The sequence below is a fragment of the Sphingobacterium deserti genome (genome assembly GCF_000757725.1).
Taxonomy (GTDB): domain Bacteria; phylum Bacteroidota; class Bacteroidia; order Sphingobacteriales; family Sphingobacteriaceae; genus Sphingobacterium; species Sphingobacterium deserti.
The window spans coordinates 237,388-249,803 of the sequence record NZ_JJMU01000024.1; the positions used below are offsets into that span (position 1 = coordinate 237,388).

The 12,416-nt window shown below is 41.4% G+C and carries 13 protein-coding genes; 7 read left to right on the forward strand and 6 right to left on the reverse strand.

Translation table 11 applies throughout. From position 1 onward, the window contains the following. Window positions 1-6 precede the first annotated feature (6 nt). Both DI53_RS08360 and DI53_RS08365 read right to left on the reverse strand, forming a co-directional pair. A complete protein-coding gene (locus DI53_RS08360) occupies window positions 7-1,383 on the reverse strand; it encodes a PSP1 domain-containing protein (protein WP_193790640.1) in 1,377 nt (458 codons plus the stop codon). 11 nt (window positions 1,384-1,394) lie between these two features. Next, window positions 1,395-2,537: a DNA polymerase III subunit gene (locus tag DI53_RS08365; RefSeq protein ID WP_037497585.1), complete on the reverse strand. Its 1,143-nt coding sequence runs from the start codon at window positions 2,535-2,537 to the stop codon at window positions 1,395-1,397. Window positions 2,538-2,657: 120 nt separating this feature from the next. On the opposite strand from DI53_RS08365, the gene dnaN reads away from it, so the two are divergent. From dnaN to DI53_RS08400, 7 genes are all read left to right on the forward strand, one after another. Continuing rightward, window positions 2,658-3,779: a DNA polymerase III subunit beta gene (gene dnaN, locus DI53_RS08370; protein ID WP_037497587.1), complete on the forward strand. Its 1,122-nt coding sequence runs from the start codon at window positions 2,658-2,660 to the stop codon at window positions 3,777-3,779. 10 nt (window positions 3,780-3,789) lie between these two features. Further along, on the forward strand, window positions 3,790-4,449 hold the full coding sequence (locus DI53_RS08375) for a DedA family protein (RefSeq protein WP_037497589.1): 660 nt from the start codon (window positions 3,790-3,792) through the stop codon (window positions 4,447-4,449). A gap of 159 nt (window positions 4,450-4,608) precedes the next feature. Continuing rightward, the gene (locus DI53_RS08380) at window positions 4,609-5,190 is read left to right on the forward strand and encodes a CAP domain-containing protein (protein ID WP_037497591.1); all 582 of its coding nucleotides are present in this window, start codon (window positions 4,609-4,611) and stop codon (window positions 5,188-5,190) included. A gap of 85 nt (window positions 5,191-5,275) precedes the next feature. Continuing rightward, a complete protein-coding gene (locus DI53_RS08385; protein ID WP_081939416.1) occupies window positions 5,276-6,151 on the forward strand; it encodes a YicC/YloC family endoribonuclease in 876 nt (291 codons plus the stop codon). A gap of 1 nt (window position 6,152) precedes the next feature. After that, window positions 6,153-6,722: a guanylate kinase gene (gene gmk / locus DI53_RS08390; protein ID WP_037497594.1), complete on the forward strand. Its 570-nt coding sequence runs from the start codon at window positions 6,153-6,155 to the stop codon at window positions 6,720-6,722. Between the two features lie 10 nt (window positions 6,723-6,732). Beyond that, the gene (gene nadD / locus DI53_RS08395; RefSeq protein WP_037497596.1) at window positions 6,733-7,308 is read left to right on the forward strand and encodes a nicotinate (nicotinamide) nucleotide adenylyltransferase; all 576 of its coding nucleotides are present in this window, start codon (window positions 6,733-6,735) and stop codon (window positions 7,306-7,308) included. A gap of 705 nt (window positions 7,309-8,013) precedes the next feature. Further along, entirely contained in the window at window positions 8,014-8,766 is a 753-nt protein-coding gene (locus tag DI53_RS08400; RefSeq protein ID WP_052072212.1) for a response regulator transcription factor, read from the forward strand. Window positions 8,767-8,832: 66 nt separating this feature from the next. Here the strand turns inward: DI53_RS08400 and DI53_RS08405 are convergent, their stop codons facing one another. The 4 genes from DI53_RS08405 to kduI form a co-directional block, all read right to left on the reverse strand. Next, on the reverse strand, window positions 8,833-9,393 hold the full coding sequence (locus DI53_RS08405) for a hypothetical protein (protein WP_037497600.1): 561 nt from the start codon (window positions 9,391-9,393) through the stop codon (window positions 8,833-8,835). Between the two features lie 376 nt (window positions 9,394-9,769). Further along, entirely contained in the window at window positions 9,770-10,324 is a 555-nt protein-coding gene (locus DI53_RS08410) for a hypothetical protein (RefSeq protein ID WP_037497602.1), read from the reverse strand. A 372-nt stretch (window positions 10,325-10,696) separates the two neighbouring features. After that, window positions 10,697-11,461, reverse strand: coding sequence for an SDR family NAD(P)-dependent oxidoreductase (locus DI53_RS08415; RefSeq protein ID WP_193790641.1), 765 nt, complete (start codon window positions 11,459-11,461; stop codon window positions 10,697-10,699). A 30-nt stretch (window positions 11,462-11,491) separates the two neighbouring features. Beyond that, entirely contained in the window at window positions 11,492-12,340 is an 849-nt protein-coding gene (gene kduI / locus DI53_RS08420) for a 5-dehydro-4-deoxy-D-glucuronate isomerase (protein WP_037497606.1), read from the reverse strand. Window positions 12,341-12,416: the final 76 nt, after the last annotated feature.

Sequence of the window (12,416 nt, forward strand, 5' to 3'; positions counted from 1 at the left end):
AGCCGGTTAAGATTCGCTACCGGCCGCGCCTTTATTATTGTCTGATGCCTTGTTCCTATTTCTGTTTTTATTGCGGTTAAACCGTTTTTTTGGCTTATTCGCGTTTTCCGTACCTTCTTTTTGCGGCTCCCTATTTGGCGCAGCAACAGGTTTGTTTTCCTTTGCTTCCACTTTTTTCGGCTCTGCTCTCCGTTGTTCCGGCGCTTTATTTTCTTGTCCAGGCTCTCTTCTGCCTTTCGGTTTTTTCTTTTTCTTACGCTTGTTTTTATCATCCAAGCGTGTTAGTGAATCCTGGCCCACTACGTTTTCGTAATCGTAAGAAACAGGTTTTTGTACCTCATCCGGAACAAAGTTGATCGTGAGGTCTTGCGACTTACGGCCATCTTTGTTGATTTCAGCATATTCCCGTACTTTTTTAACCTCCACCGGAATCCAGTTTTCAGCGCCAGGGTAAGAGTACCACATGATCTTTTTGAAGATATCCGTCTTCTGAAGGTAAGCAGTGCCCACTTCCGTATCTAAACGTTCTACATTGGTCGGGATATCTCGCAGAGCATCCATGTAGCTATCAAGCTCGTAGTTCAGGCAGCACTTCAATTTTCCGCATTGGCCGGCGAGCTTTAACGTATTAAGTGATAGGTTTTGGTAACGAGCTGCTGAAGTAGATACCGTTTTAAAATCGGTAAGCCAAGTTGAGCAGCAAAGCTCTCGCCCGCAGGAACCGATCCCGCCTAAACGACTAGCTTCTTGTCGCATCCCGATTTGTCGCATCTCGATACGTATACGGAAGGCTTCAGCCATACGTTTGATAAGCTCCCTAAAATCTACCCGACCTTCGGCCGTATAGTAGAAGGTCGCCTTCGTCTTATCACCTTGGTAATCGACGTCAGATATTTTCATAGATAAGCCCAGCTCAAGCGCCAGATTCCGCGCGCGGTGCATGGTTTCCCATTCCAGATCCTTTGCCGCATTGTACTTTACTACATCTGTTTCACTTGCTTTGCGATATATCTTTTTGACGATATCTTCTATTTTGACATTGTTCTTTTTTAGTTGCAGGCGTACAAGTTCGCCTGTTAAGGATACATGGCCAATATCAAAGCCACCTGTTGAAGGCTCGACAGCGACCATTTCGCCCATTTCCAAATAAAGATTATCCGTATTGATATAAAAGTCCTTCCGAGAGCCTTTAAATCTTACTTCTACAATATCAAAAGGTTTATAATTTGATGGCAAATCCATATCGGATAGCCAATCGTAAACATCTAATTTATTACATCCGCTAGTCATGCAAGAGCCGTTATTTTGGCAACCTGCAGGGGTTTTTCCAGTAGTAGCTGTACTACCACACCCACCTCCGGATGAGCAACTGCCACATCCCATATTTTCTTCTTTTATATATATTGAGTCCCTTGTGGGAACGTTTGATATTTAAATATTAAAACCAATTGCAAAGATAAATCTAAAAATAAAATTTTAGGATTTGCATTGCGTTCTACTTTGTAGTGTGTTTTTTCCAGCAGATCAATGGCCATTTCCAATTGTTCTCCACTGAAATTTTCACTGAATTTCCGAACAAAATCTAACTCCTGGCCTTGTAAAAGCACTAATTGTTGCAGGCCCTGTTGTATCAGGATAATCTGCCGCAGCATATTAATGGCATAAAGTAAGAAATTTTTCTGGTTTTCGCGTCCCAACTTCGGAAAGTCATCTTCGCAAAAGCGAATGATGTGAAGCCCAGAATCTGTTACCACAAAGCGTAACCACTGTATCAATAAATCGAAATAGGGGTTTGCCTCTTCACCCAGTAAATTTATGGCAGCCTGTACGTTCCCATCAGCAATGAAGGCAATCTCATTGGCGCGTTGAGCTTCGACAGCAAAGTGACTGATCAGATATTGTTTCACCTTTTCATGTTCCAACTTAAAAACCTTGACCAGCTGCGTTCGCGAAATAATGGTATTTAATATACGATCTTGATTTTCCGCAACTAACAGAAATAGCGTTTTTGCAGGTGGTTCCTCGATTAGCTTTAGCAAGGCATTGCCCTGCACATCCAAAAACTCCGGCAACCACATGATCAACACCTTATATTCAGCCTCAAAAGCTTTCAGACTCAACTTTTTGATAATATGATGTGCTTCTGCAATATTGATATTTGCTTGCTTGTTTTCAGCATCCAACTGTTGACGCCAAAAATCCAGTCCCATATATGGGTTTTCCAAAAACGCCTTTCGCCATTCTTCAAGATACGTTACCGCGACCTCATCTTTGCCCTTTGCAAAAAATGGATACGAAAAGTGCAAATCTGGATGAATGAGTTTTTGGTATTTATTACAGGAACTGCAGACCCCGCAGCTATCGTTTTCTTGCTTGTTTTCGCAGTTTATGTATTGCGCATATGCCACGGCCAAAGCCAAGCTTCCCGAGCCTTCCGGTCCCAAAAAAAGCTGAGCATGGCTAACGCGGTTTTCCTTTGCCGTATGAAGCAAATGCGCCTTAATATCTTCGTGCCCTATAATATCTTTGAACTGCATATCCTGTGGTACAAATGTACTAATTAATTAAGTTGCGATATGAATTAAGACGCATTGTGTTTACAAAATGTAGATTCTTTTACGTAATATTGCATATAAAAAAACTATAAAATTCAGGAAATGAGATTTATTGTATCCACTTCAATTTTATTAAAACAGTTACAGGCAATTAGTGGTGCTTCAAGCAGTAGCACCGTCCTTCCCATATTAGAAAATTTCCTATTCGAGATCAAAGATAATTTGTTGACAATATCCGCGACGGACCTTCAGACGAGTATGGTTACATCCCTACAGATCGAAGCGAAGGAAGAGGGGCGTGTGGCAATGCCTTCAAAAATTCTGATCGAAACATTAAAGACTCTTCCTGATCAACCCGTAGCGTTTTCTGTTGATACCAATACCTTGGCTATTGAGATTAGTGCGGGTGATGGTAAATATAAATTAAGTGGCGAGAACGCGGATGATTTTCCAAAGATTCCTGTTGTGGATAATGTTTCAAGCGTTTCTTTGGACGCTTCAATTCTATCTGAAGCGATCAACAAAACAATTTTCGCGGTCAGCAACGATGAGTTACGTCCGGCGATGTCAGGTGTTTTGGTGCAGCTGGCCGAGCAAGGTATCACCTTCGTTTCTACCGATGCACACAAATTAGTGCGCTACCGCCGGTTGGATGTAAGCTCTGAAAAGCCGACTTCATTGATCCTTCCAAAAAAGGCATTGACCTTGTTGAAATCGTCTTTACCTTCCGATGAAACCGTGGTATCTATCGAATACAACAATACGAATGCGTTCTTTCAGTTTGGTAACATCCACTTGATCTGCCGTCTCATAGACGAACGTTACCCCGATTATGAAGCCGTTATTCCACAGGTGAATCCAAATAAACTTACCGTAGACCGCTTGTTGTTTTTAAACACACTTCGCCGTGTGGTGATCTTTGCTAATAAAACAACGCACCAGGTACGCCTGAAAATTTCGGGAAGTGAATTGCATATCTCTGCTGAGGATTTAGATTTTGCGAACGAGGCACATGAACGTTTGAGCTGTCAGTTTGAGGGGCAAGACATGGAAATAGGTTTTAATGCCAAATTCTTGGTAGAGATGTTAAACAACCTGAGCTCTAGCGAGGTGGTTATCGAGATGAGCACCCCAAATAGGGCAGGGCTATTGATTCCGGCAATCAAGGAAGACAACGAGGATATTTTGATGCTGGTTATGCCGGTAATGTTAAATAATATCTAAACGCAAAGTTTTGGAAATCATTTCTTCCGTCATTGATTTCATCTTGCATATAGATGATCATTTGGCCGCTCTTATTACCGAGTATCATTACTGGATTTACCTAATCTTATTTCTAATTATTTTTGTAGAAACTGGGTTAGTGATTATGCCTTTCTTGCCTGGCGATTCCTTATTATTTGCTACAGGAATGTTTGCCGCACAGGGAATGCTAGACATCTACACCAGTATTGGCTTGATGTTGGTTGCTGCCGTACTGGGTGATGCCTGTAACTACTTGATTGGTAAGTACGCCGGCGACAAGTTTGTAAAGCTTCGCCTTTTTGGCAAACAGCTGGTTAAGCCAGAATACATTGTGAAAACACATGGCTTTTACGCGAAGCACGGTCCGCAAACAATCATTATCGCGCGTTTCGTTCCTATCGTCCGTACATTCGCTCCATTTGTCGCAGGTGTCGGTAAAATGAATTACGGCGTGTTCTTGACATATAACCTTGTTGGCGGTGTGCTGTGGGTCGTTGGTTTAACATTGGCCGGATATTTCCTCGGCAACATTGCGTGGGTGAGGGATAACTTCGAAAAAGTCGTTATCGGTATTATCCTTATTTCGGTATTGCCGATTATCTTCGGTTTTATAAAAGAGAAATTTAGTACAAAAAAGGAAGCGATATAAAGCTTCCTTTTTTGTATATACAGCGTTCCTATAACGCTTTCGTCGCGAGTCTTTCAAAAAGAACGTCTTTTCCGAATCCGTTCTCCGCGATTTATAAAAAAACAGTTAACGTTAAACAAACGCGAGCAGCCACAGTCTATCTTAATAAAAAAAACGTGTATGCGTATCCTCTATGTTTTCGCCATGCTGTTAATTATGACAGGTTCATACGCGCAGCGAAAAAAGATAACCGTAGATAGAGCTGCGGCAAAGGAAGCGTATGAATACCTTCAGGCGTTTCGGGATAATCCGAAGAAAATGATGCGCGCATTGGGCGTACGGTTTGATGCGGGAAAAGTCTCGAAGATAAAGTTGCGTTGGAATAGTGATCTTGCAAAGGCGGCGGAGCTACGTGCCCGCGATATGGCAGAGCGTAATTATTTCGACCACAGCAGTCCTGAAGGCATTGGTCCCAATCATTACATCGTAAAAGCGGGCTACGTGTTAAATAGCGATTGGCTTAAGAAACGGTCTGCGAACAATTTCGAGTCTATCGCGGCCAATCATCCCACAGCTGTAGATGGAATCAAGGCTTTCATTATTGGCAAAGGCTCCCCGGGGTTTATGCATCGGAAACATGTGTTGGGGTTGGATACGTGGAATGGATCGTTGCAGGATATAGGTATTGGCTTTGTGCGCATTCCGGAAGGAGCGACTTACAAAACCTATCTCAGCGTGATCATCGCCAAACACGATTGGTAACGTTTCTACCTTACTGCTCATTGTCTAATTTCACATTTAAGCTTAATTTTCACTTTTTTAATTTCGACATTTCATACCTTTGCATATGATAAAATCTATGACAGGGTATGGTATCGGATCCCAAGAAAATGGGAAAGTCAAATATACCGTCGAATTAAAATCCCTGAATTCGAAATTTCTAGAACTAAATCTTCGTCTGCCCAAAGCTGTTTCGGATAAAGAATTTGCGTTACGTTCTGAATCGAGCAAATTGATTGAACGTGGAAAGGTCAATATTTTTGTAACGGCCGAATATGTAGATCAAACTGCGAAAGCTTCCTCCATAAATGCTACCCTTCTTACCAAATATTACAAGCAGCTTCAAGAAATAGCCCTTCAGGTAGGTGAGCAACAAGCCTCTCTTTTTGAGATGGCGCTTAATATGCCGGAAGTAGTCACATCCAATGAAGATACCGTTGACGAAGAAGAAGGAAAGGTTCTCATGGATGCTTATCATGCAGCAGTAAACCAGTTTAACAAATTCAGAGCAGACGAGGGGGAGATCCTGAAGGATGATCTCGAAACGCGCGTGCAAATGATCCTCTCTTACCTCAAGCAGGTGGAAAGCACGGAAGGAGATCGTATTCCACTGATACGCGAGCGGATCAGCCATTATTTAGACGAAACCGTAGGCAAAGAGAATGTGGATATGAACCGCTTCGAGCAAGAAATCATTTTTTACATTGACAAGCTCGATATTACGGAAGAAAAAGTACGCCTGCGCAGTCATTGCAATTATTTCGTGCAGGCGTTGAACGCGAGTGACTCAAACGGTAAGAAGCTGGCTTTTATATCGCAGGAAATGGGTCGCGAGATCAACACATTGGGTTCGAAAGCAAACGATGCTGGTATACAGCAGATCGTAGTGCGCATGAAAGAGGAGCTTGAAAAAGTAAAGGAACAACTGCTTAACGTATTATAGCATGAGCGGCAAACTAATCATATTTTCTGCGCCCTCCGGCGCCGGAAAAACTACTATTGTAAAACGCCTTTTGGAAAAGCACGGCGACAAACTGGCTTTTTCCATATCCGCCAGTACGCGTGCACCCCGTGGTGCAGAAGTAGACGGCAAAGATTACTACTTTACGAACAAAGAGGATTTTTTACATAAAATAGCGAAGCACGAGTTCATTGAATTTGAGGAAGTGTATGCAGGCACATTTTATGGCACTTTGCGTAAGGAAGTAGAGCGCATTTGGGCGGAAGGCAAATCGGTGATTTTTGATATCGACGTTGTCGGAGGACTTCGATTAAAATCCAAGTTTCCAGAAAAAGCGCTAGCGATTTTTGTGAATCCACCATCATTAGATGTGTTGAAAGAACGGTTGCGTGGTCGCGGTACGGATACCGAAGAGAAGTTACAGGAACGCTTTGCAAAGGCAGAAAGCGAGCTTAGCTATGCTGATAAGTTTGATGTGGTGCTCAATAACTTTGATTTAGATACAGCCTGCGGTGAGGCAGAACGGCTAGTGGTAGACTTCCTAAATAAGTAACACCACAATAATGAAAAAGATAGGTTTATTTTTCGGTTCCTTTAACCCTATCCATATAGGGCATCTGATCATTGCTAAATATATGATCAATTTTACAGCACTCGACGAGCTGTGGTTTGTCGTTTCGCCGCAAAACCCGTTCAAGGAAAAGAAGAGCCTGGGCAATATGTATGATCGGCTGGAAATGGTAAACCTCGCCATCGAGGGTGAAGATAAGTTGCGTGCCTCCGACATTGAGTTCAATCTTCCCCAGCCGTCCTATACCGTAGATACGCTAGTGCACCTGCGCGAAAAATTTCCCGATAAAGAGTTTCAACTGATTATGGGGGAAGATAACCTCCAAAGCTTTCAGAAATGGAAAAATGCGGATGTCATTTTGCGGGATTACAAGCTGGTGATTTACCCCAGGCCAGGTTATGATGCTGCCGAACTTAAAACACACCCATCTGTAATCATGACTGAAACGCCGCTCATGGAACTCTCCTCCACGTTCCTGCGACAATGTATTAAAGAAAAGAAGGATATTCGATATTATACCGTTGATAAGGTTCGTGAGTTTATCGACAAGAAGGGTCTTTACTTGTAAGAACGATTGTTTCTATTAAAAAAATACGTTCGTCAGTCTTTTTGAAATACACATCTTTCTAAAACGCGCGTACGCGGACATAATAAGCATTTTCCGATTTTAGCACGGGAAACCTCCCCCATGAAATCTTCCCGATACATCATCTCCCACTTTTTATTTCAATAAAAAGATATTTAAAGAAAATTATTTTCTTTTTATTGTCACCCCTAAGTTGACTTTGCGTTTCTTATTAACAGTACTATTGCTTGTCATACAAATGTTTAATAAATGGGCATATCTTCAAATCGTTTCTTACTGTGCCTATTGTTATACGGTTTAGCCCGACTAGGCTCATACTTACTTAATAGGTTTATTTTCGATAACGACCCACTCCCCATCACGTTGGAAATCATCGTGGGGGAACTCGTTTTTGCATTCATATACATACTGTTGCTGTATTATATAATAAGAAAAAAAGCGCGATAAACCCGTTTAGTTAGCTGATTGATGCATAGGGTATTCCTAACGATATTAAAAATTTTTGGGAGTACTATAGTTGATTCTACCGCACACATGCCAACATGAACTAAAAACTGATCTCTTTTTTGAAGAGGTCAATCGATCCGGACTATAGCCCCGAGAGTGTTTATAGTCTCCATGATAGGAGCTGCAGTGACCAATGGGGTAGAGTCAAGAACAATAACGAATTGATGTACAGAAAACCATATGATCAATAGAATTATGCATAAAGAGAATAGGATTGAAACATTGTCGGAAAATGAGTTAAATCGTGTTTTACATTATAGAGATGTTATATACGCCTTTGAGAGGGCCATATATTCAAGCATATATACTATAGATTATGAAAAGCAAACCTTTGAATACGTCTCGGAGAATCCTTTGTTTCTTTGCGGATTATCCGTAGATGAGGTTCGAGAAATGGGATACGCCTTTTATTTTAATAATGTGGTTCCCGAAGATTTAGATTTATTGATTAAAGCAAATAAGCTATGGTTTGAATTTTATGAGAAAATTCCGCTACCCGACAAAAAATTATACACGATATCCTACGACTTTCATTTGAAAAATGATAGTAACAAGGATATACTGGTGAATCACAAGTTAACACCTGTATTTATAACAGACTCAGGTAAGATACGGAAGGCGATTTGTATCGTTTCTTTATCGACGGCGAAGTGCTCCGGAAATATTAAAATTTTAAAAAAGGGTTGTCACCAGATCTTGGATTATGATCTTAAAAAGGATAGATGGTCTTCGGTCAAAAAGATTGTGCTTACGGAGAGAGAGAAGGAAATCATCCAACTCTCCATCCGTGGTTTTACGATAAATGAGATAGCTTCTCAACTATTTGTTTCTCCCGGCACCGTTAAGTTTCATAGAAAAAACATATTCGCCAAATTGGATGTGACGAATATGTCCCAAGGCATACTGTTTGCCGCTAACAACAAATTACTTTAGGGGAATCAGGAATGCCTTTGTAGCATTAAGGATTACCCACTACGGTGATCTACGTAGTTTGTAAGGTTAAAATCTTGTGAATTTGTAACGTACCGTTCCTCCAATCTTCATCTGTTGCATTCCGAAGGCGCCTACTTCAGCCTCGATAATGTCTTTATTTTTCAGCGCGAATTGGTAGCCGGCTCCAATACTTTTGTAAAAACCGTAAATTTCTCCGCCATCGCTTACCCGACCATCCATAAGCGTAGTCTTTATCTTGTTGTAGCCGACTCCGGCTGTCCCCCCAATATAGAAGTCTTTCATATAGTACCTTGCGCCAATGCTAAGTGAATAAACGTCATCATATACGTTATCTGCAAATACTGGAGCTACACCGGGACCGGCAAAGTTGAAGTCGGATATATCAGTTTGCGTACGCTCATAACTAAAGGCACTAATGAAACCTACCTTTTTAAAAGGTCGAAATTCATAAAGTAGTCCCGCGCCATAAGCTAAGCTCTTGCTGTCAAGATTATATCCGACAAGCGGTCCTGCCCCGATACTATGTACCGGTAATTCTGTTTGCATTTGTGCTTTGATGGAAACTGTACTTAGTAACAAAGCCAGCATTGTGTAGAGATGTTTCATAAACTATATATTTAATGAATTAAGAATAAAATCTATTCGTGTTTTCACGTTTTGTATAGCATAACAGTCTGCAAAACAAAATATTATTTTTCATTGTTGCATTTGGACTGAAAATGCTTTTTCATGTATTTACCCGTCCATTCTATCGTTCAAATCATCCTGGTTGCTGATATCATCTTTCAGGTTTATCCATTTAATGTATAGCTCTCTCAAAGATAAATACACAATGCAATTGTAAATAAAATATTGAAAATCAAGTTATTAATTAACCTTAATTAACTTTGTTGACAAATGTCACAACTAATTTTGTCATATAGCCTAATAAAGGATGGCGGTTTGGAGAGATTACACCGTCGCCCGAATAGCTTTCCAATTTTCATTTCCTTAAATAACTGTCGATAAAATCCGTATTAATAATGCCGGAAGCTACAACCTGTCCGTTTTCGGTATATAATCCTGACGGGAACCCTCTTACATTCTTTATTGCGGGGAATGCTTCTTTCATAAAAGCCTTCATCTTTTTATGTGGATTCCAAGAGGTGTAAACATCCGCGTCGAGAAAATACACGCTTTTTGAATAGTCAAGTTCTGCCCGATACTTTTCGTAGTTTGATTTGAAATAGTAATCATCGGGCGTGATCAATACGATGTTAATATCCGAGTTTCGCAATGTAGTGATCACTTTGGGGATGTTTTCTTTGCTGCCTGGACACCAAGAGGTGAAGAAAATTATCAAATTCCTATTATTTTCGTGTGTAAGCGTGGGAATGTCCTCACTTGTGATGGCAAGTAAGTCGTCAGCAACTTTAGTTGAATCCGAATATTTGAAAACCTGATATTTTCGCTTTTCCTGATCTGACAATCCGTGAAAAGGAGATTTGCAAGCGGTGAAAAACGCAACGGTAACAATTATGTATAGGGATAATTTCATAAAGATTAAAGATTAAGAACGGCTAGGTATTTGTCAATCCTTAGCCCAACAGGTTTTTAAAACTAACGCTTTCTTTTTTTAAAGGCCTTGTCCTTTTGTGTAGTTTTAAGCTATACCAAAGTAAAGGATGGTTACTAGAGTCACCTTAATTTAAACGGATAACATTGACCAAGAGGGAGATTTTTTGCTGGAAAAATAATATAGACACATTCTCTATGGATGAGCAAAAACATAAGCACTGCTTTACATTCACACCATCATTTAGGCTGAACGGAACGCTATACTATCAATAGGAATAACAGATGGGGAATGGGGCACTTCGTTTATAATGGGTTAATCATTCCGCGAACGCCTGTTCGCGGAATGATTAAGTTACCTTCCCATCCAGCCGCCGTCGACGGTGAGGATAGTGCCATGCACGTAGTCGGAAGCACCTGATGCGAGGAATACAGCAGGCCCTTTAAAATCTTCGGGTTGACCCCAGCGCGCTGCCGGAATCCGTGATAGAATAGATGCGGAACGTTCCGGATCATCGCGTAGCGCTTCCGTATTATCCGTTGCGATATAACCTGGAGCGATGGCGTTTACATTCACGCCTTTGCTCGCCCACTCGTTAGCGAAAGCTTTAGTCAACGACCCTATCGCGCCCTTTGAAGCGGCATATCCCGGTACGTTGATTCCTCCTTGAAATGTTAGCAACGATGCTGTAAATACAATTTTACCCGTTCCACGTGAAAGCATTTCTTTGCCGATTTCCCGGGTTAAAATAAACTGCGCATTTTGGTTGATTTCAATCACCTCATCCCAAAATTCGTCGGAATGCTCAGCCGCAGGCGTACGCAAAATGTTGCCAGCATTGTTGAACAAGATATCGATTACCGGATGATCCGCTTTCACCTTATTTATAAAAGCGTATAGCGACGAGCGATCCGAAAAATTACATTGGTAGGGATAGAAGTTTCTGCCTAGAGACTTGATGGAATCCGCGACTTTGGAATTTTCCAATTCCAATGATGCGGATACACCAATGATGTCTGCTCCGGCCTCAGCTAAAGCCTCAGCCAGCGCTTTTCCAATTCCGCGTTTACATCCTGTAACAAGGGCGACCTTTCCGGTTAGGTCAAATTTATTTAATATGGACATGCTTTATATAAATCAATAAGTGAGTTAACGTAAATCAGTGATGGCGCATTTATCCATGTCGTCGTAATCTAGGTTTTCACCCGCCATGCCCCAAATAAATGTATAGTTACTAGTACCCGCGCCCGAGTGGATCGACCATGGTGGTGAGATTACGGCCTGCTCGTTCTGCATCCAGATGTGACGCGTTTCGTCGATTGGCCCCATAAAGTGGGAAACAGCCTGCGCTTCGGGCACCTCGAAATAGAAGTATACTTCCATACGACGATCATGCATGTGTGAAGGCATTGTGTTCCATACTGACCCCGGTTTAAGCTCTGTCATGCCCATTTGTAACTGGCAGGTGTCTATTACCTTATTTAGCAACATCTGATTGATCGTACGGTGGTTTGCCGTTTCCAGTGAGCCGAGCTCAATTTTATTCGCATCAGCTTTGGTAACGCGTTTTGTAGGGTAGCTTTGGTGTGCTGGTGTAGAGTTCAAGTAAAACTTAGCCGGATTGGCCGAATCGTTGCTACTGAAAAATACTTCTTTTGCTCCCTTCCCGATGTATAGCGCTTCTTTATGATTGACCTCATAGGTGGTGCCGTCTACTTCAATCTTTCCGTCACCACCGACGTTGATGATCCCCAATTCGCGGCGTGAAAGGAAATAAGGCTCTTTCAAAAGTTCGTCAATCGTTTCAAGTTGTAACTTCCCTTGAACGGGCATTGCCCCGCCCGCCATATAACGGTCATAATGCGTATAAACAAAGTGTATCTTATCTGCTGAAAACACTTTTTCGATAAGGAAATTTTCGCGAAGGCCTTTCGTATCTAATTGTTTACTCTCGTTTGGACCTATGGCGTAACGACTTTCGAAAATGGTATGGCTCATAACAAAATATTTAAAAAACAAAGTTTGATAACTTCTAAGATAAGGCTAAATCGTGAAGTCCAATACACCAATCTTC